The 19,739-nt window shown below is 35.1% G+C and carries 19 protein-coding genes and 1 pseudogene; 3 read left to right on the top strand and 17 right to left on the bottom strand.

What is annotated here, in order from left to right; genetic code table 11:
* Positions 1 to 131: 131 nt before the first annotated feature.
* Positions 132 to 1,181 carry a DUF418 domain-containing protein gene (locus LCP48_RS06730; protein ID WP_009370735.1) on the bottom strand — a complete coding sequence of 350 codons (1,050 nt, stop codon included), beginning with the start codon at positions 1,179 to 1,181 and terminating at the stop codon, positions 132 to 134.
* Positions 1,182 to 1,363: 182 nt separating this feature from the next.
* Here LCP48_RS06730 and LCP48_RS06725 point away from each other — a divergent pair, with 182 nt between their 5' ends.
* On the top strand, positions 1,364 to 1,627 hold the full coding sequence (locus LCP48_RS06725; protein ID WP_009370734.1) for a Parvovirus coat protein VP1-like protein: 264 nt from the start codon (positions 1,364 to 1,366) through the stop codon (positions 1,625 to 1,627).
* 40 nt (positions 1,628 to 1,667) lie between these two features.
* Here the strand turns inward: LCP48_RS06725 and LCP48_RS06720 are convergent, their stop codons facing one another.
* Positions 1,668 to 2,438, bottom strand: coding sequence for a GNAT family N-acetyltransferase (locus LCP48_RS06720; protein WP_009370732.1), 771 nt, complete (start codon positions 2,436 to 2,438; stop codon positions 1,668 to 1,670).
* 132 nt (positions 2,439 to 2,570) lie between these two features.
* Here LCP48_RS06720 and LCP48_RS06715 point away from each other — a divergent pair, with 132 nt between their 5' ends.
* Positions 2,571 to 3,077 carry a GNAT family N-acetyltransferase gene (locus LCP48_RS06715; protein WP_004232277.1) on the top strand — a complete coding sequence of 169 codons (507 nt, stop codon included), beginning with the start codon at positions 2,571 to 2,573 and terminating at the stop codon, positions 3,075 to 3,077.
* Between the two features lie 50 nt (positions 3,078 to 3,127).
* Here LCP48_RS06715 and LCP48_RS06710 read toward each other — a convergent pair whose 3' ends face one another.
* From LCP48_RS06710 to LCP48_RS06640, 15 genes and pseudogenes are all read right to left on the bottom strand, one after another.
* On the bottom strand, positions 3,128 to 3,439 hold the full coding sequence (locus LCP48_RS06710) for a hypothetical protein (protein WP_225340812.1): 312 nt from the start codon (positions 3,437 to 3,439) through the stop codon (positions 3,128 to 3,130).
* Positions 3,440 to 3,860: 421 nt separating this feature from the next.
* Positions 3,861 to 4,673: a sugar phosphate isomerase/epimerase family protein gene (locus tag LCP48_RS06705; protein WP_225340811.1), complete on the bottom strand. Its 813-nt coding sequence runs from the start codon at positions 4,671 to 4,673 to the stop codon at positions 3,861 to 3,863.
* 85 nt (positions 4,674 to 4,758) lie between these two features.
* Positions 4,759 to 5,655, bottom strand: coding sequence for a myo-inosose-2 dehydratase (gene iolE, locus LCP48_RS06700; RefSeq protein ID WP_004232269.1), 897 nt, complete (start codon positions 5,653 to 5,655; stop codon positions 4,759 to 4,761).
* Positions 5,656 to 5,878: 223 nt separating this feature from the next.
* A complete protein-coding gene (gene iolG / locus LCP48_RS06695) occupies positions 5,879 to 6,889 on the bottom strand; it encodes an inositol 2-dehydrogenase (protein ID WP_004232267.1) in 1,011 nt (336 codons plus the stop codon).
* Between the two features lie 87 nt (positions 6,890 to 6,976).
* The gene (locus tag LCP48_RS06690; protein WP_004232265.1) at positions 6,977 to 7,990 is read right to left on the bottom strand and encodes a LacI family DNA-binding transcriptional regulator; all 1,014 of its coding nucleotides are present in this window, start codon (positions 7,988 to 7,990) and stop codon (positions 6,977 to 6,979) included.
* A gap of 65 nt (positions 7,991 to 8,055) precedes the next feature.
* Positions 8,056 to 9,021 (bottom strand): sugar ABC transporter substrate-binding protein, encoded by a 966-nt coding sequence (locus LCP48_RS06685; RefSeq protein WP_225340810.1) that lies wholly within the window; start codon positions 9,019 to 9,021, stop codon positions 8,056 to 8,058.
* Positions 9,022 to 9,068: 47 nt separating this feature from the next.
* On the bottom strand, positions 9,069 to 10,058 hold the full coding sequence (locus LCP48_RS06680) for an ABC transporter permease (protein ID WP_004232260.1): 990 nt from the start codon (positions 10,056 to 10,058) through the stop codon (positions 9,069 to 9,071).
* A gap of 19 nt (positions 10,059 to 10,077) precedes the next feature.
* Entirely contained in the window at positions 10,078 to 11,580 is a 1,503-nt protein-coding gene (locus LCP48_RS06675) for a sugar ABC transporter ATP-binding protein (protein ID WP_004232258.1), read from the bottom strand.
* An 18-nt stretch (positions 11,581 to 11,598) separates the two neighbouring features.
* Positions 11,599 to 12,597, bottom strand: a complete 999-nt coding sequence (locus LCP48_RS06670) for a Gfo/Idh/MocA family oxidoreductase (protein WP_004232254.1) — start codon at positions 12,595 to 12,597, stop codon at positions 11,599 to 11,601.
* A complete protein-coding gene (locus LCP48_RS06665) occupies positions 12,590 to 13,582 on the bottom strand; it encodes a Gfo/Idh/MocA family protein (RefSeq protein ID WP_009370730.1) in 993 nt (330 codons plus the stop codon). The genes LCP48_RS06670 and LCP48_RS06665 overlap by 8 nt, the downstream gene beginning before the upstream one ends.
* A gap of 1,086 nt (positions 13,583 to 14,668) precedes the next feature.
* Positions 14,669 to 15,347: pseudogene (locus LCP48_RS06660) on the bottom strand (aldo/keto reductase); the annotation flags it as partial.
* Positions 15,344 to 15,697 (bottom strand): MFS transporter, encoded by a 354-nt coding sequence (locus tag LCP48_RS06655; protein ID WP_232735583.1) that lies wholly within the window; start codon positions 15,695 to 15,697, stop codon positions 15,344 to 15,346. The gene LCP48_RS06655 and the pseudogene LCP48_RS06660, both read right to left, overlap by 4 nt.
* A complete protein-coding gene (locus tag LCP48_RS06650) occupies positions 15,688 to 16,281 on the bottom strand; it encodes an MFS transporter (RefSeq protein ID WP_225340809.1) in 594 nt (197 codons plus the stop codon). Before LCP48_RS06650 ends, LCP48_RS06655 begins: the two co-directional genes overlap by 10 nt.
* Entirely contained in the window at positions 16,271 to 16,489 is a 219-nt protein-coding gene (locus tag LCP48_RS06645) for a hypothetical protein (protein WP_225340808.1), read from the bottom strand. Before LCP48_RS06645 ends, LCP48_RS06650 begins: the two co-directional genes overlap by 11 nt.
* A 44-nt stretch (positions 16,490 to 16,533) precedes the next feature.
* The gene (locus LCP48_RS06640; protein ID WP_009370726.1) at positions 16,534 to 17,292 is read right to left on the bottom strand and encodes a DeoR/GlpR family DNA-binding transcription regulator; all 759 of its coding nucleotides are present in this window, start codon (positions 17,290 to 17,292) and stop codon (positions 16,534 to 16,536) included.
* A gap of 941 nt (positions 17,293 to 18,233) precedes the next feature.
* Here LCP48_RS06640 and LCP48_RS06635 point away from each other — a divergent pair.
* Positions 18,234 to 19,691 (top strand): CoA-acylating methylmalonate-semialdehyde dehydrogenase, encoded by a 1,458-nt coding sequence (locus LCP48_RS06635; RefSeq protein WP_004232250.1) that lies wholly within the window; start codon positions 18,234 to 18,236, stop codon positions 19,689 to 19,691.
* The last annotated feature ends 48 nt before the right edge of the window (positions 19,692 to 19,739 follow it).

The following is a 19,739-nucleotide window of genomic DNA, read 5'->3' as shown; positions in this document are numbered from 1 at the left end:
AAACGCTCCTTTATTTCGAGTACCTAGTTTACGATTATCTCCTATTTTAGGTTTCATTTTTTACAAAAACATACAATTTATTTTAGCAGAAAAAATCCCAAACAGTAGGATTGTTTGGGATTTACAGTATTTTATGATTGTTTGGACACGACTTTTTTTCCATAAGTCATATATCGCCATAATTTTTCAAATGGTCCTATTGTAAAGAACTTAAACCAAATCACGCTAAAAATTATTTGAATGATAAACGTAATACTCGCTATCACTACAATATCTGATGGTGAAACTACTTCTAGCCCCATTAATGAAATGATGGCAGTTCCAATAAAGCTTTGCGCTAAATAATTTGTAAAGGCCATTTGCCCCACACGTCCAATTGGCTGAAGTAGCTTCGCTATTGTTTTATGTTCTAATAGAATAAACAAACAACTTAGATAAAAATACGTTGTTGGAACAACCCCTAAGCCAATGATAGATTGAAGCTGTTGGTCATCTGCTTGTGAGGCAAACCAAATCCATAATGAAAATCCAATAAAGAATGGGAAAGTACTGTAAAGCAGCCGTTTTATTTTTTGACTATGCGCTCCAATATGCCCAATCCAATCAGCTTTTGCTACTAAAAATCCACTTAAAAACATAATAAAGATGGCTACGGCATCATTGCCTAAAAAGCCAAATATAGCTGACGAAACCGCATTAGACGGCATATACATTTGTCCTAATAATGCCAGAATATGCAGTGTGATAATCGTAAACAACCATTTAGAAATGGTTGAAACCTTCGCAGAGTAAAATGGTAGCAATAAAAACCCAATCACTGCGTAAATGGCTAGGATAGAGCCCCAGAAAATAAAAATATGAATAATACCTATAACCAATAAAGCCAATAAGCGTCTTGCAAAGCGCATTCTCGGTCTATCGCCTCGCGCTTCTGCACGTGTAGCAAAAATATAAAAGCCAACCCCAAATAGGAATGAAAAGATTGAGAAAAATTTCTTTTCTATAAAAATATTAATAAGTGAATCAATAACCCCATTGATTCCACTCATATCAGGCATTGGTGCACCCTCTATTATGAGCTGATAGGCACCTACATTAATAAATAAAATACCAAATAACGCTAATCCTCGTATAATATCTAAGGAAACGATTCGTTCTTTTTGTGTAACGGATGGCTTGATGTTGAAAAACTCCTTATCTTTTATGCTATAGCTAGCATAACTCCCCATCCTTACAACTAATTATTTTTAAGCTTACAGGAACCTTACAAATCAAAAAGAATAGTCTTATAGTTTTTTATCCTCTTCTACGATGAAATATTACATATTTTATAGTAAAAACATCGAAAAGAGAGGTTTAGGAGATGAATAGAAATCGCAAGCTTGGTTTTTGTTATCCCGGCTACCGATACTGTGGTCCTGGCTGCTCAGGACCAGGTACGCCTACAAATGCAGTGGATGCTTGCTGTAAACTGCATGATGAATGCTATGAACGCCACGGTAGCACAAAATACTGTGATGAATTGTTTCAACAATGCCTCCGTCCCCATATGAACACTCCAAATAAAATGGCTAGAGACGCTAGACTATTCTATCGAGTTTTTGAATTACGCAATCGTTTCTTTTAAAAGCAGATAAAGCTCACGATGTTTTTAATAACCGCGTGGGCTAGCTTTTTGTATAGATAGTATATTTTTGTGGTGTCGTAAAACCAAGCTTTGTGCCTAGGTGAATGGATCCTGTATTCGAAATATCACAATCCCAACAAGGCTTTAGCTGGTTGACAAGACAATGGTCTATAAATGCTTCTGCAATGCTACTTGCTAATCCTTGTCCTCTAAATTTCGAATCTGTCATAATATCAATTTCTGCATACTCATTTGATTTAAATATAGAGACTGCTTCACTAATGATTTGTTCTTTATGTACGAAACAAAAGCCAAAGCCATTTTTGAGGAAATTAGAGGTAGAATCCCAATATTCCTCATAATATGTCTGATCAAATTCCAGTGAATTTTTAATCAAGGGTTCAGTAATAGATTTGACTTCGTAATCACGTTTCCCATGCTTCTCTCTATGATTATAAATATTTTCATGAAATGTAAATGTATAGCGTTCTAGCTTTCTCAGCTGATCATTTAACAATTGTTCGATTTTAATATTCCACTGTTCAGAATAAGAAAATAAGGTAAACCGTTTATGTTGTTCCATAGCCTGTTGAAAACAATAGGCAAGCTGATGATCAATCGAAGTCTTACTTTCATCACCATATACATAATATATACCTGATTTCGTGTGGAATAATAACGTTTGGTAAGCAACTGTATCCGTATAGACAGTTCCTTCTATCATTCGATCTAGTATACTATGAACAAATGTTGGAGCTGTTTTTATTGTTTGTTTTATAAGTGGGTAATGTTCTTCCGTGACAGTCTTCATGTAAATTCCTCCAGTATTTTGCAGTATGTATCATTTCTATTATAATAAACTTAATTTATATGAAGGGACTGAATTATGCACAGATAGCAATATTTTTCATCCAACATCAACATAATTTTGGAGGTAAAAGTATTGATTGAAAATATCGACACGGAAAGATTGCAGTTACGAAAAATGGAGAAAGCTGATGCTAAAAGCTTATTTGCCATTTGGTCTGATCCTGATGTAACAAAGTATATGAATATTGCCCAGTTTACACAAGAAGAGCAGGCCTTGGAAATGATTGAACTTCTAGAACAATTAGCTAAGCAACACAAGGCAATCCGCTTCTCTATTTTTGAAAAGGCATCCGACCATATCATTGGCTCATGTGGATTTAATCTGCTTGATTATGACAATGCTCTAACAGAGATTGGCTATGATTTGAGCAAGGAATATTGGGGAAAAGGCTATGCAACAGAAGCTATAACTGCTTTAATTGATTATGCCTTTAAGCACTTAAAAATGGAAACAATTGTGGCAAAAGTTGAGGCTGCCAATATCAATTCAATCAAGGTTTTAAAAAAATTGAACTTCATTTACCAAGAGAAGCACAATACTGAAGATACTCTACAACTTTACACTTTAACAAAATCGTAATAAGAAAAGGCTAAGCATGGTAGAATTCAACCAATACTTAGCCTTTTTAATTAATGATACATGCCGTGATTAATTTTCCCTGTCAGCTTTTCTATTTGTACTTCAAATAGTTCAATTTTTGGCATAATCGGATAGCCTTCTCTTTCAAATGTCCATTCAGGATTGCCATACTTCTCCAGTAACGCATCAAAGAACCATTCTTTTTTAGATTCCTCTTCAATCCTTACAATATGCCCAATAACATAAGGAAAACCTTCCTCATCAACTGTTGCAACATGCGCCACTTTTCCCAATTTTAAGTATTGCTGTGCTTCCTCTTGTGAAATTTCTACACGCTTGTTTTGAATCGTACCTCTCATCATTTCTTAACCCCCTCATGAAATTATGTAACGATTAAATAAATGCTACTGTTCCTAAAATATGAATTTGGCTAAGAGGCATATTCGAATGAGATTATTCATGTTAAAATCAATCGCCATATATAGGTTGTTTAATACAGCTAACTTGAATTGTATAAACTCGCTTTGTCCGATTTATATGTAGTTTTTATAGGTAATAATGGATAGCCTAAAGTAGCTTCTAAATATTCTTTCACAATATTTCATTTCTCTATTTCCACATAAAAACACCCCAAAAGTTAGATTTTAACTCTAACTTTTTGGGGTGTGGTACCTATACAGGAAGTTGTTTTTAGCTCTGTTAATTTCCTAAGCGTGGAAGCTGATTCCAATATATCCTCTATATCAGTTGATGTGTCTTATGTTATTAAAAACTTTATTACTTCTAATTATCCCACTCTTTGAGCTTTGCTAATGAGGTTTTATAATAACCGGCCAGCACTTGAAGATAGTCTTCTCCTTTAACGGCTGTAAAAGGATTTGGTCCCTCTGCCATCATCTCCATAATAATCGGCCCTGTATAGTTGATTTCATGTAAAGCTTTGATTTGTCCCTTTAGATCAGCATGACCATTTCCAATTGCTTGACGATTAGAATCTGCTATATGATACATACCTAACTTGCTTCCTACTTTTTTTAAGACCTCGATAGGATTAGCTTCTTCAATATTCATATGGTATGCATCTAATAAAACATATAAATGAGGACTATTTACTGCATCAATTAATGCTAAAGCTTCTTGTCCTGTTACAATTTGGTGGTTTTCATAACGATTTAGCACTTCAAATACAACGTCAATATTTAAAGTGTCTGCCTTCTCCATCACTTTTTTGGAGCTATCAATAAGGAGCTGCCAATCTTTCTCTACCTCTCCACATCCCGCTATTTTTCCTACATCACCATGCAAACAAATACGGCTTGCTCCTAACTCTTTTGCCCAGCTTAATAAATCTAAAAAGTATTGCACTGCCTTTAAACGTATCTCTTCATCTTCACTAGAAATATCTACATTATCAGGTGTAACTGACAATACTTTCAAGTCATATTTAGCTAAAATAGTCGCCAATTCTCCCGGGTGTTGTGTTAAATCTCCTTGAACTTCTACGCCACTTACACCAATTTCCTTTGCTAATTTACATTTTTCCTCAAGCGAAATATCTCCAAATGACCATAAACATAAACCATAATCTCTGCTCATTTCTTTCTCCCCTATACTAAACTTTCTTACCTGTAGACCTTTTACTAGATTTTGCTACACTTCAACAAATATCATAGAACTATTCTTATAACCCTGTTAATTCCCCAATATAGATGCGAGCCATTTTTGCATATTGGAATGGGTTTGCCTTTGCAGGGTCTTGTTCAGCCTCTACAACAAACCAGCCTTTATAATCAATCTCCTTTAACACTTGAAAAATTTGCTCAAAATCAATATTCCCATCGCCAGGTACAGTATACACCCCTGCCTTTACTGCCTCTAAAAAGCTTAAGTCATTCTCTTTTACCGTCTGAAGAACTTCAGCTCGTACATCCTTTAAATGCACATGATGAATACGTTCTCCATGCTTTTGTAATACTTCTAAGTAATTCTGTTCTGCAAAATATAAATGACCGCAGTCAAATAATAGTGATACCAGGTCTGGATCTGTCTCTGCCATTAAGCGATCAATTTCTGATACATTTTGAATACCTGTCCCCATATGATGGTGATAAACAATTCGCATGCCTTTTTTCTTGGCAATTTTACCAAGTTGCTCTAACCCTTTAGTAAGCAATCCCCATTCCTCTTCATTAAATACAGGCTTATTACGAATAACACCTACATCCAGCTTGCCTTGAATGCTCTTACCTTGCTCAGATACAACGATAACCTTTGCGTCCATAGCATGTAGAAAATCACAATGCTTTAAAAATGCCTGCTCTGTTTCCTCATATGGTGCAGTCGTTAAATATGCACTAAACCAAGCAGATGCTACTTGTAAACCGCGTATATCTAAATATGAATGTAAAATTTCTGGATTTTTCGGAAATTTATTACCTATTTCACAGCCGGTATATCCCGCTAAAGCCATTTCACTAATACATTGTTCAAATGTCACTTCTTTCCCTAAATCTGGTAAATCATCATTAGTCCAGCCAATTGGAGCGATACCTAATTTAATATTTTCTTTACTTAACATAAAATGAACCTCCTCCATGTATATAAGCGATTTGAAAATTTATATGTATCTCTTTATTACTAGAAAAAATAGGAGTAGCCTTTCAATTCACTTGAAAAACCTCTCCTAAATAACTTTTAGAGGCCCTTTATTTCCAGCAAATATATGACTTACTTGTGAAATAAGAAGAACCCATTTCAAATATTGTTAATAAAAATGGACAATCAACATATCTGAACCTATTTTACACTTCTAATAAAGAAGCAATTTTTACTGACTGACCTGTTTCCATTGATTTTTTTGCAGCTTCAGCAATCAGTTCTGCTTGTAATCCATCATTTCCTGAGCAGACTACTTCTGTATCATTGACAATGGCCGCTACAAATTGCTCTATTTCAGAAATATAAGCTTGTGTATAACGTTCTAAGAAAAAGTGATATGGTTTGTCTGTCATGATACCGTCTTCACTGAAATAGGTAACATTTGATGGACGGTTATTTTCAGTAACTAGCGCACCTTTATCGCCAAATACTTCTAATCTTTGATCATACCCATAAATGGCTTTACGACTATTTTCAATTGTTCCGATGCTTCCATTGGCGAATGTTAATAACACAATAGCTGTATCAATATCGCCAGCTTCACCAATCTTTTCATCGATTAGTACAGCACCCTTAGCATGTACTTCCACAACATTTGACTGCATGATATAACGAGCCATATCAAAATCATGGATCATCATATCGATAAATAGGCCGCCAGAAGTTTTAATATAATCAATTGGTGGTGGCTGAGGGTCACGTGACGTAATGCGTAACGTATGCGTAGAACCAATCGCCCCGTTTGCAACTTGATTTTGAATTGTACGGAAGTTGGTGTCAAAGCGACGATTAAATCCTACTTGTAGCTTAACGCCTTCTTCTTTAACAACCTCTAATGCTTCTCGCGTTGTTTCAGTTGAAAAGCTAATAGGCTTTTCACAGAAAATATGCTTTTTAGCACGTGCAGCAGCTTTAATTAACTCACTATGTGTAGTCGTTGGGCTACAAATAAATACGGCATCAATTTCTGGATTTTGAATAATATCCATTGGTTCATTTGTAATATATTCAATATTTCTTTGCTCTGCCCATTCGCGAACATTATCAATATATACGTCTGCAACTGCCTTTACCCTAATCGTTGGCATTGTAACTAAATTATCAATATGGAGTTGTCCAATACGGCCAGCTCCAATAACTCCAATATTAATCATCATTTTTCTCTCCTTTTTAGGTAACCGCTTAACTCAAACAACTTTTTAAAGGACTTATATGAAATATTGCACCTCAATATAAATCCTTCAATCTTGGTTATATGATTTTACACTTTGTCTTTCAATTAATTTCGGCGCTAAAACGATCTGTTCAAACGGTGCACATTTCTCTTCTTCAATAATTTTTAATAATTGATAGATCGCAAGCTGCGCCATTTCTTCGACAGGCTGCTCAATGGTTGTAAGCTGTGGCTGACATAGCTGCGCATAAATGGTATTATCAAAGCCAATAACCGATAAATCCTCTGGCACTTTTAGACCTTTCTCTAACGCTGCATTAATTGCAACGATAGCGAAGAAGTCCGTTGTCGCAAACAACGCGGTTGGATGCGGCTCGAAAGCCAACAATTGCTCAGCTGCCATCTTTGCTTCAGCTAACTCAGAATTACATGAAATAATCTTGGACTGTTGAACAGCAGATTGATGTACCTCAAAATAGTTACAAAAGCCTTGAATACGCTTTTGTTCACTATCCCTTGATAAATCACCTATGATTCCCACATGATGATGGCCCTTTTCTAATAAATAACGAGCTGCAATATACCCACCTTCGTAATTATTAGTTGTCACACTGGCAGTTTCATTCGGATCTGCATATACAGAGAACTTTAACACTGGTGTATTACGCTTATTAATTTTTTTTAATACATCACTATCAAGCTGCTCTGTTGCAATAATAATACCGTCTACCTGTTTCTTTAACAGTAAATTAATATATTCCTCTTCTCTTTCTGACTGATTATACGTACTACAAATAATAATGGCATATTCAATTTCACGCGCTTTATTTTCTAAAGCGCGCGTAATTTCTCCAAAAAAGGGATTTGCTATATTCGGTACTATTACACCAAGCGTTTTCGTTTTTTTTCCTGACAATGCTTTAGCAATAATGCTCGGCTCATAATCCATTTCTTCCATTACTTCCTTAATATGATTACGGGTTTTTTCGCTGATTTGACCTTTGTTGTTTACTACCTTTGAAACAGTAGCAATCGATACATTCGCTTTTTTTGCCACATCATAAATAGTTGATTTTTTCATTGAATACTCCTTTTATTTAATGATGCCCTTATAACCTATAATCGCAATCATATTATAATATCTATTTATTTACTAATAGATTTTAAGAAATCTAAATGCTCTTGCGCATTTTCTTTTGTAATAATAGTAATGCCACTATCTATACGGCTATCGATAGATTCGCCGGATATTGCTTTGACAGCTGTTTCTACACCTTGATAACCCATATTGTAAGGATTTTGTGCAACTGTTCCTGTTAAACCATTATCAAGAATTGATTTTACAGCTTCTTCTGTACCATCTGTACCAAATATTTTAATATCTAAATTTTTTGCTTGTACAGCACGTAATACGCCCAGTGCCATATCATCATTTGCTGAAAATACACCTTTAATATCTTGGTCTTTTTCTAAGATATTTTCCATAACAGACATCGCTTTTGTTTTATCACTATCTGCAGGTTGCTCCGATACAATAACCATTCCAGCTTCCTCTAACGCTGCTTTAGCACCTTTAATTCGCTCATCTGTTGCTGGATTCCCTAGCGCGCCTGAAATAAGAACTACCTTATCACCTTTTTGAAGCATGTTTGCTAATTGTTTGCCGCCTTCTTGTCCTGCACTAAAGTTCTCTGTTCCGATAAATGTAGTTTTACCGTTAAATGTTGCATCTGAATCAATTAATACCACTGGAATATCTTTTGCTGCTCTTTCCAATGCAGGAATTACTGTATCTGGCTGCGTTGGGGAAATTAAAATCGCATCAGGCGATTGACTAATTTGATCTTCTAGCATATTTACTTGCTGAATAACCTCAGACTCAGCTGAAGGCCCAACAATTGTCACATTGATACCTAGATCCTCACCTGCTTTTTTAGCACCCGCCTCTACATATTTCCAATAGGGACTTGATGTCGTTTTTAATACAACTGAAACATTTTTATCAGCATCCGTATTTGAGCCTGAAGATGATGATTGATCATCATTACATGCTGCTAAAAATAACAAACTCACTAAGGCAAAAGATAGAAATGGCGTTAAAACTTTCTTCATAATTAATAGCCTCCATATTCTTTTCTATTTATTTTTTCATACACACATTAATTAGCTTTAGATTTACGTTGACGTAAAACATCTACGAAAACTGCGGCAATAATTACTACACCAATTACGGTCATTTGGAAATCTGCCGAAACATTCAGTAAATTCAGCCCATTACGAAGGACCGCTATAATCAATGCTCCGATTAACGTCCCCCATACAGTTCCTACTCCACCGAAGAAACTAGCACCACCAATAATAACAGCGGCAATTGCATCTAATTCATAAGAAAGTCCTGCTAATGGGAAAGCGGAGTTTACACGTCCTACCATTACTAAACCCGCTAAAGCTGCCATAAAACCACTAATTGTATAAACAATAATTAAAACACGATCTACATTAATCCCTGATAAGCGCGCTGCTTCTTTATTGCCGCCAATCGCATAAATATAACGTCCTGTTTGAGTACGTGTCAGGAAAATATGGAAGATAATATACACACCAATAACTAATAAGAAGCTTACTGGAATTGGCCCTACAAATTCACTACCTAAAAATTGAACTAAGTACGGAAAGCCCGCAATTGGTGCAGCTGCCGTAATAATTAATGCGATACCTCGCGCAATATTCATCGTTCCTAATGTTGAAATAAATGGATGCGGTAAGCGTAGTTTTGTTAATAGTAAACCATTTAATAAACCAAATCCTGCGCCAATCAATAAACAAACGGCAATACCAGCGACTGCACCCATTTGCATGTTAACTGACACAATCCCCATAACCATAATCGAAACCGCTAAAATCGAACCTACAGATAAGTCAATACCAGCTGTTAAAATTGGTAGTAACATCCCAATTGCTAGTAGAGCATTTATAGATGATTGTCTAGCAATATTCATGAGGTTGCTGACAGTAAGGAATTTATCAGTCGTCATTGTCAAAACAGCCATTAAAATAATTAATGCTAAAAGCGAACCAAATTTACTTAATAGCTTCTTCCAGCCTTGTTCTTTTTTTTCTACTTTCAAAGTTTCAATTAATTCACTCATCTTATTCCTCCTTTAAACGCTATGCCCCTATTGTTGCTGCTTTCATGATGGTTTCTTGTGTTGCTTCAGCAATTGGTAAATTCGCTGTAATATCCCCTTGATTCATTACTAAAACTCGATCACACATTCCTAAAATTTCTGGAAGATCTGATGAAATCATTAGTACAAGCGCACCTTCATCCACTAAATGATTCATTAAGCGATATACTTCAACTTTTGCCCCAATATCGATTCCTCTTGTTGGCTCATCAAAGATGAAAATTTTAGCTTTCGTACAAAGCCATTTAGCAATGACTACTTTTTGCTGATTTCCGCCACTAAAGTTGCGTGCATTTAACTCAATGCTGCCAGGCCGAATTTGCAATTCCTTCACATATTTTGCTGCCTCTTTGCGCATTTTAGCTGGGTTTAATAGCTTTCTAGATCCTTTAAATGCCTTCATATTGGCTAAGCAGACATTAAAGTCAAGTGGTAAATCTAACAATAGCCCCTCTGATTTTCTATCCTCGGTAATAAACGCAATGCCTGCTTCAATTGCTTGGCGAGGGTTAGTAATTTTTTGCTTCACACCATCAATGTAGATTTCTCCCGAATGTCGTTTATCAGCAGCAAAAATTGCTCTCGCTAATTCTGTTCGGCCCGCTCCTACTAAACCAGAAACACCCAAAATTTCTCCATAATGAACTTCCATGTTTAAAGCAGGTGAATTGGCAGTCACTTTAAAATTCTCAATTTTAAAACCTATTTCGCCTCGCACAAATTCTTTTTTCGGGAATTTCTCATCAAGAGAACGGCCAACCATTAACTCAATCCAATAATCTTGATGAGTTGTAGCTACTTCTACAGTTTCCACACCTTGTCCATCACGTAAAATAGTAATACGATTTCCTAAACGTTGAATTTCTTCAAAGCGATGTGAAATGAATACAATGGCCATTCCCTCTCCTCTTAGCTGTTCAACAATTTTATAGAGCTGTTCTACCTCTACACCACTTAAACTCGATGTCGGCTCATCCATAATTAACACTTTAGCGTCTAAAATAAGTGCTTTTGCAATTTCAACAAGCTGTTGCTGACCAATACCTAATTTATTTAGCTGAACTGTCGCTAATTTTGGATCTTGTCCTAAACGTACTAATAACTCCTCTGCTTGCTTAATCATTGTCGATCGATCAAGCATTCCGAACTTACCACCTTTTTTTAGCTCTCGCCCTAAAAAGATATTTTCGTATACGGCTAACTCTGGAATAACGTTTAGCTCTTGATAAATGGTTGCAATACCAAGCTCCATGGATGCTATTGGTCCAGTAACACGAACAGGCTTCCCCTCCCAAATCATTTCACCTTTATCCATTGCATAGGCACCTGTAATAATTTTTATCAGTGTAGACTTTCCAGCACCGTTTTCACCTAATAACACGTGTACTTCTCCGCGTCGAACACCTAAGTTCACCCCTTTTAATACATGGTTACTTTGAAAGCTTTTATAAACATCTTTCATTACAAGTATTTCTTCAGGCATCGTCAACACTCTCCCCTTCTAGTGCTCGATTGTTATTATTTTTCCTTGGTCTTTAAATGAAGCCGTTGCTGTGTAAGCAATCTGTAGGGCCTTAATACTATCTTCAACAGTTACAGGTGACAATGCCCCATTCATAACCGCCTCAGCGAAAGCGCTTAACTCATTGACATAAGCAGACTCGAAACGCTGTGGGAATGCAGGAATAATTTCATGCAGATTTCCTTTAGGTGTTAAAATATTGACATTTGATTTTTTTGTACTTCCGATAAGAAGTGTACCTTCTGAACCAATAATTTCAGTTCGAATATCATAGCCATAATACGCACAACGGCTTCCTTCTATATCGCCCGCAGCACCATTTGCAAATTGTAGATGTGTAAAGCCTTGGTCTACATCATCATATTGTGCAAACTCAGGATATTTGATATTACAACCAAAGGCAGAAACGGCTTGCACTTCTGCTCCCATTAAAAAGCGTGCTAAATCATAGTCATGAATACATAAATCGATATATAAACCGCCACTACCTGGAATAAAGCTTAAATCTGGTGCAACTGGATCTCGACTAATCCCTTTAAAATAAAGTGGCTTGCCAATTGCTCCTTCCTCAATCATTCTCTTGGCTTCAACATAATCCTGATCAAAGCGTCTCATAAAGCCTACTTGACAAAATACGCCACTCTTGTCGATCTCCTGTTGAATTAACAAAGATTCTTTCATGTCAATTGTTAATGGTTTCTCTACAAAAATAGCTTTTTTAGCTGCAATCGCTTTTAAGATTATTTCATAGTGTGTACTTGTAGGAGTAACAATTACTACCGCTTGAACTTGCTCATTGTTCATAATTTCGTCTACATTGTTCGTAAAAAGTGGAATGCCAGATTCTGTTGCAACAGCTTGTGCAACTTCTAAAGAATAATCACAAACTGAAATTATATTAATATACTCAATTTTCTGTAAATTAAGCACATGCCAACGACCTAATCTTCCTAATCCAATAACAGCTACATTAAGCATAATAAATATTCTCCACTCTGATAAATTCTCCATTTTTATAAGCTGATTTATAGGCTTGCTCTAAATAATGCGACATTTCAAGTGATTGCTGCAAATTTTTTTCAGAGGACACTTTACTATCCACTTGCTGTTCAAAGTGTTCAATTTGTCTCAAATATTGATCATCCTGAATTTTGTGCTGTTCTAACAAATCTCCTGCATTATTGTAGCGTTCTACAATTCCGACGCCACTTTTCGAAACATCAGGACGGAAACTATGTGAAACTTTTAACAAGCCTTGTTCTCCAATAATTTCATAGTAATCAAGAAATGGCATTTCCATCGAACAAGTAAAGGTTGCCATTTTCCCATGTTTATCAAACATTGTACAAACACTAGTACGATCAACATCTGTTTCAGAAAGAGTATTGCTTACCATGCTAATGACTGCGGGCTTAAAGCCAATTAACTGTGTAATTGCATGCATACAATAGCAGCCAACATCATACATCGCTCCTCCTCCTAATGCTGAATTTAATCGAATATCCTGCTCATTTTCTAATAACCATGAAAAATGGGATTTAATATGTACAATATCTCCAATTAGAGGCAATAATTCACGCATCTTTTTATGCTGCTTATGATATTGGTACATAAAACCTTCTAAAAAATAATGACCTGTTTCTTGTATAGTTGCTGCAATTTGTTTCATTTCTTCTAATGAAATCGTAGCTGGCTTCTCCACTAACACATTCTTATAAGATTTTAATGATTTGATTACCATATCATGATGTAATGCATTTGGTAGGGGGATATATACGGATGTTACATGTTCATCAGCTAATAGGTCTCCGTATGTGGCATAGACATTATCAATTTGAAAACGTTGTGCTTTTTCTTTTGTTTTGGTAGCAAGTGCATATGGTTTAGAATTAGCCGAGCGGCGAATTGCTGGAACAACCTCATCAAATGCAATATTAGCAGCACTAATAATTCCCCAATTCATGTTTATCACCTCTTTATAATAATAGGAAAATAAATCTAGTTAAGCGCTTACTTAAATTGAATATTACAAAATTGCGAAAAATAAATCAATATATAATTTTCTCGTAAATAGCAAAATTTTCTCTTTTAAACCATTTTTAACTTTACCGAAATAGTAAAAATAATTAGTGGTAACTACTATAAACTTTCTAAATACCTAGTATTTTCAATACAAGGTCGTATTTCTAAGAAATAACCAGACTACTATAATTATTACACTAATAAAATTTAATTCTCATTAAACTTTTTTAAAAAACCATAACTTTATCAATTTATACTAACAAATTAACCGTAATCGGATATAAATTAACCATAATTGCAATCAATATCTCCAAAAAAAATAACTATTATTCATTCAATTTCACAATAAGATAATCATTTTTTAACAAATTATTTATCAACACTCTTATGTAAATTGTTGAATTCACGTGCAGAAAAAATATATATCTTTATCTGCAAGCATCCCACTAACGATCATTCTTTCTTATCCTTCTATTAAACGACTAATATGATCATATATTCTTTTGACAATTGGGAATGATTTATCAAAAGGAGCAGAATTTATATCCTGCTCCACAACCGCCCAATCGTTATAATCTATGTCTTTTAACACCTAAACAAATGCTCCAAATCGAAGACACTTTTTCTGGCTCACACGTAATATCCTCTATTACTACTTTTGCAAAGACCAATTTTCAGCATTCATTTTTTCACGAACAGATAAATCACAGCTTTAGCTTTAAACATGCAAATATAGAACACACTCATGGTGCAAATAAATAAACTCGATAGGATCTACACGCAGTAAAAAATTATAAAAAAGGACAATGCAACCATTTGATATCGATATTTATTCAACGTCAAATAGTTGCAATTCTCAGAGCATTCCTCCTATATTTTCCACAGATTAAATAATCAACATATGATATATTAACTATTTTTCGGGTTATATACATCTCTCTTAACATAGCTGATTATTTACTTGTTAAAAATCGTATCTATAACTTGAATTTCTTTATCTGTTAATGGTACATTGAAAGTTTCCAAATTCATTAAAAGTTGCCTGTTCATTAAATTTACCTGTTAGCAAGCCTGATGCTAGAGGGAAATATGGCACAAATGAAATTTGCTGTTCTTTTAAATATGGGAATAGCTCATGTTCCGCGTCACGCGACAGTAAATTATATTCACCTTGTACAACATCTACATAGCCATCTTTATTTGCCTCTTGCAATTGCTGTAATGAAAAATTTGATACACCAATTGCACGAATTTTCCCAGCATCCTTTAACTCTTTTAGTGCACCAACCGCTTCATCTTTTGGTGTATCCTTATCCGAAAAATGTATATAAAACAGATCAATATAATCAGGTTTGAAGTCGTCCAAGAGCCTCATCCACAGCCGTTTTTAAAAAGGTAGGATGATTATTAAATTGTTCCCCTTCATGATTTAATCTATGGGCAGCTTTTGTCGCAATAATCGTTTCTGTTCGATTCCCCTGCTCCTTTACTACTTCACCAATCAGCTCCTCGGAATGCTTTGGACCATAGATAAAGGCAGTATCAATAAAATTGACCCCTTGTTGAAGCACTGTATGTACCAATTCACGTCCCTCTGCCTCATCTAAATTTGGATATAAATTATGCCCTCCTACTGCATTCGCCCCAAAACCAATTGGATTCACATAAAGCGTTGTACTTTTTTTACCATAGTTAACACTCCTTATTCCATCGTAATTGGTTTTATCTCTCTAGACCATATAAGGCTACATATAAATCCTAATATGCTGATACAGCCTGAAAAATAAAAGCTTGCTTCTGAGCCAAATGAAGTATTGAGCAATCCTGCTACAAACAGCCCTACAAACATTCCTATTGCATAAATAGCTTGATAAGCCCCCATCGCTGTTGCTCGCTTGGCATGCGGTATTTTCTCTACCGCCATTCCTAAAAATAATGGGAATAGCAAACCTAAGGCAAAGCCATTCATCATTTGTAAAAATAAGAATAGTATTTTCGTTTCGATAAGAGCCATCAGCATCGTAAATATAGCTGTTGTTAAAAAGGCTAGCTGCAATATACGCCACTTACCAGTTTCAAGATAAATGGTTTCCCACTCATTAATGTAGCGATGGCATGGGGAATCATAAAGGCAAATACAACAAGACTGATTTCAGCTGGTCGTAATCCTTTAGATAATGCATATGCTGTCGTAAATCCAAACATTGTTGTAAAAATAATACTATGAGCAAATATAGAAAGTAGAGAAACTTTCAATAACATCGGTTCTCTTACAACCGTGCCCAATTCACGCAACTTAATAGGCTTATTTACTGGTTTTTTATTCTCTTCTGAGATAAAGAAAGAAAGCAATAGCCCAATACCCCCTAATATTGTACCAATCCAAAATGGCGCATCCCATCCTAACTCCTCAACAAGCCAAGCACTAAGCGCCATTCCTAGCAATTGTGCAAACACAAATGCAAATGATAGATTTCCCATTGCGCTATGTAGCTTGTCATCTGTAGCATAATTAGAAAATAAAATCGTAAAAGCAACCCATGTTGCTGCAGCAATTCCAGCTAGTGCACGGGAAATTAATACCCATTCTAAGCTTTCTGTTAAAGCAAAGGCTAAACAACTTGCTGTACTAATAGCCATTCCGATTATTTAATAAATCCGAGCTAATACCCGTCGGCACACGAAATAAAAATTGCATCAAGCCATAACTAGCTAACACAATACCAGTAAAGGTAAATGTTCCTCCCAGATGCTCAATGTACGGAGATAACATCGGAATATATAAAAAATGAGCAAACCAAAAGATAAAAGCAATAACTAAAAATAGCAATTGATCCCATCTCTTCACCTTATCACTCCGTATACTTTTAATCATTCATTATAAATAAATGATTATTTTTCAGGATATAAAATTTTGTAATTATATTCTTTACTATGATGCAAATATATGTTGTCTGGTTTTCGGTCAGTCACTAAGTAATCAATTTGATTAAAATCACAATAAGTAGTTAATGAATATTTCCCAAATTTACTATGATCCACTAGCACAAAAACTTGTTCACTTCTCTCAATGACTTTCGCTTTGATAGGTGTTTCTAATGGAGCGGAATTTGTAATTCCCTTTGGCAATGAAATACCTGTCGATGCCATAAAAGCTTTATTAAAATTATATTTACAAAGGTTTTCTACCCCCTCTGTACCTACATAAGATCGAGTAGAACGTTCAAACATTCCACCCATTGAATAAATACTTAAATTCGGATAGTATGTTGCATCCAACGTAAAATCAAGATTATTTGTGATAATGGTAATTCTTTTATCTTTAATAAACTCAAGCATTTCCAGTGTTGTTGTACCAGAATCAATAAAAATAATATCGTTATCCTCCACAAATTGTGCTGCCAGCTGAGCTAATTGTTTCTTTTCATGAAGCTTTTTCACCTTACGATCTTGATAAGGCACCGTTTGAGAATTAGAAATCGATACACCTCCATGTATTTTGGTAATTTTTTCAGTTGCAGCTAACTCTTGAATATCGCGTCGAATGGTATTTTTGGAAACATTAAATACTTCCACAAGCTCATCGATTGATGCAGATTCTTGTTGCCTAACATAGTCTAAAATCGCCTTTATCCTTTGTGACTTCATCATAGGGCATTCTCCTCTTTTATATATTATTTACTACCAAAATGCACTCATTTGTTTACCAATTTCTAATACCTTTAGTAGCTTTTATTATTTTACATACTATATCATAGAATAAAATTGACAATCATCTATATTTTTATTTCTTTTCTCCAAGTAGCCTATTATTATGCAATTATGTTCTAGATGCACTTTCTGTATCTATTAATTTTTTTACAACTCACTGCTATCAAATATATCCAAAACATATCCAAATCGTTCAATTACCTCCCCTTTAAAAATCTCTAATCCTCTATTAATTATTAAAATTCACCACAATATAATCAAACTTAACCCAAAATATATCATTAAGTAATCATTTTATTGTTAACTTTTTGAATTTTATATGCTATACTCGTCTCAAGAAACAAGAAAACTGAATTTAAAGTCAATAATAAATATTCTGTTTTATCTTGATTCGCTAGATGCAATGATTATTGTTTGCCTATTAGAATGTAGTAAGGGAGTGGGGAAATACCTTTAGTTAAAACAAAGGGCGAACTTAAGTAGCGTTAAGACAACTTTGAGATGTAACAATCACGTTAGTTTAAAAGCATTTCAAAATCATAGAACATTCAATATCAAATTGTTACACAACACGATCCTACAAATGGTTATTGAGGATATGGACTTGAATTTAAACGAAATGATAAAGTCGTTATCTTTACCATCTTCGTACACATAAAATAGGGGAGAATTCCATCTATTATTTATTAACATCAGCACTCAAGGTTAATAGTGTCATTTACTCAAAAATGTAATGGTAAGTTTTGTTACTACTGGTGCAGGTAAATGGCACATTGATTTTGAAAAAGTGCTGTTTTTAAATGATGTACGATGATTGAAATATTTTTAAAACATTCTATATACAAAATACTAATTTTTTTGAATAAGAGGAGGTCCTTATCATGTCAAGAAAACTGAAAAACTTTATTAATGGTGAATGGATAGAAAGTAGAACAGATAAATATGAAAATGTATATAATCCAGCAACGAAAGAAGTATTAGCACAAGTACCACTTTCCACTCCAGAAGATTTTGAAGAAGCTGTTCAAAAAGCACAAGAAGCACAAAAAAATTGGGGGAAAACACCTGTTGTACGTCGTGCGCGTATTTTGTTCAAATACCATAACTTATTACAAGAACATCAAGAAGAACTTGCTACTTTAATCACAAAAGAAAATGGTAAAAGTTATACAGAAGCGCTTGGTGAAGTTGGTCGTGGTATTGAAAATGTAGAATTTGCAGCAGGTGCTCCTACTTTAATGATGGGTGATTCTCTTGCAACAATTGCTTCTGATATCGAGGCAACAAATTTTCGTTACCCTATCGGTGTAGTTGGCGGTATTGCACCATTTAACTTCCCAATGATGGTTCCATGTTGGATGTTCCCAATGGCAATCGCACTTGGTAATGCATTTATTTTAAAACCATCTGAAAAAACGCCATTACTTGCTGAAAGATTAGCACAACTATTAGATGAGGCTGGTTTACCAAAAGGTGTATTTAGCATTGTTCATGGTGCTCATGATGTTGTAAATGGTATTTTAGATCATCCAGTTGTGAAAGCTGTATCATTTGTTGGTTCTAAGCCAGTTGGTGAATATGTTTATAAACGTGCAAGCCAAAACTTAAAGCGTGTACAAGCTTTAACAGGTGCAAAAAATCATACAACTGTACTAGCTGACGCAGATTTAGATTTAACTACAAAAGAAATTATTAGTGCTGCATTCGGTTCTGCTGGTGAACGTTGTATGGCTTGTGCAGTTGTTACTGTAGAAGAATCAGTTGCTGACGAGCTAATAGCTAGACTAAAAAAAGCAGCTGATGAAATTACAATGGGTAATGGTTTAGATGATGGTATCTTCCTAGGTCCTGTTATCCGAGAAGAAGCGAAGCAACGTACATTAAATTACATTGAAAAAGGTATTGCTGAAGGAGCAAAGCTTCTACGTGATGGACGTGGTGAACAAAATGAAGACGGCTACTTCTTAGGTCCTACAATATTCGAAAATGTGACACAAGATATGACGATTTGGAAAGAGGAAATTTTCGCACCAGTGCTATCAATCGTACGTGTGAAAAACTTAAAAGAAGCCGTTGAATATGCTAACCAATCAGAATTCGCTAACGGAGCATGTCTATTTACGACAAGTGCATTATCTGTTCGTTACTTCCGTGAAAATATTGATGCAGGTATGTTGGGTATCAACCTAGGCGTACCGGCGCCAATGGCATTTTTCCCGTTCTCCGGTTGGAAGTCTTCATTCTACGGAACTTTACATGCAAACGGAAAAGACGGAGTAGATTTCTATACGCGTAAAAAAGTAGTAACTGCTCGTTACAACGAACCCGATTTTTCATAATTGAAACAAAAAAAGAAGGGAAGTCTCCCCCACTTCCCTTCTTTTTTC

Origin of the sequence: Lysinibacillus capsici, assembly GCF_020217405.1 — a bacterium.
In the GTDB taxonomy this organism is placed as follows: domain Bacteria; phylum Bacillota; class Bacilli; order Bacillales_A; family Planococcaceae; genus Lysinibacillus; species Lysinibacillus capsici.
Note: the sequence above shows the minus strand (reverse complement) of the source record. Positions and strands in the feature narration are given on the sequence as shown.

Coding starts and splice junctions, on each gene's coding strand:
- LCP48_RS06725 (WP_009370734.1), top strand. CDS start 1,364: ATGAATAGAAATCGCAAGCTTGGTTTTTGTTATCCCGGCTACCGATAC.
- LCP48_RS06650 (WP_225340809.1), bottom strand. CDS start 16,281: ATGGCTATTAGTACAGCAAGTTGTTTAGCCTTTGCTTTAACAGAAAGC.
- LCP48_RS06710 (WP_225340812.1), bottom strand. CDS start 3,439: ATGATGAGAGGTACGATTCAAAACAAGCGTGTAGAAATTTCACAAGAG.
- LCP48_RS06720 (WP_009370732.1), bottom strand. CDS start 2,438: ATGAAGACTGTCACGGAAGAACATTACCCACTTATAAAACAAACAATA.
- LCP48_RS06665 (WP_009370730.1), bottom strand. CDS start 13,582: ATGAATTGGGGAATTATTAGTGCTGCTAATATTGCATTTGATGAGGTT.
- LCP48_RS06680 (WP_004232260.1), bottom strand. CDS start 10,058: ATGAGTGAATTAATTGAAACTTTGAAAGTAGAAAAAAAAGAACAAGGC.
- LCP48_RS06635 (WP_004232250.1), top strand. CDS start 18,234: ATGTCAAGAAAACTGAAAAACTTTATTAATGGTGAATGGATAGAAAGT.
- LCP48_RS06685 (WP_225340810.1), bottom strand. CDS start 9,021: ATGAAGAAAGTTTTAACGCCATTTCTATCTTTTGCCTTAGTGAGTTTG.
- iolE (WP_004232269.1), bottom strand. CDS start 5,655: ATGTTAAGTAAAGAAAATATTAAATTAGGTATCGCTCCAATTGGCTGG.
- LCP48_RS06675 (WP_004232258.1), bottom strand. CDS start 11,580: ATGCCTGAAGAAATACTTGTAATGAAAGATGTTTATAAAAGCTTTCAA.
- LCP48_RS06690 (WP_004232265.1), bottom strand. CDS start 7,990: ATGAAAAAATCAACTATTTATGATGTGGCAAAAAAAGCGAATGTATCG.
- LCP48_RS06640 (WP_009370726.1), bottom strand. CDS start 17,292: ATGATGAAGTCACAAAGGATAAAGGCGATTTTAGACTATGTTAGGCAA.
- LCP48_RS06670 (WP_004232254.1), bottom strand. CDS start 12,597: ATGCTTAATGTAGCTGTTATTGGATTAGGAAGATTAGGTCGTTGGCAT.
- iolG (WP_004232267.1), bottom strand. CDS start 6,889: ATGATTAATATTGGAGTTATTGGAGCTGGCCGTATTGGACAACTCCAT.
- LCP48_RS06705 (WP_225340811.1), bottom strand. CDS start 4,673: ATGAGCAGAGATTATGGTTTATGTTTATGGTCATTTGGAGATATTTCG.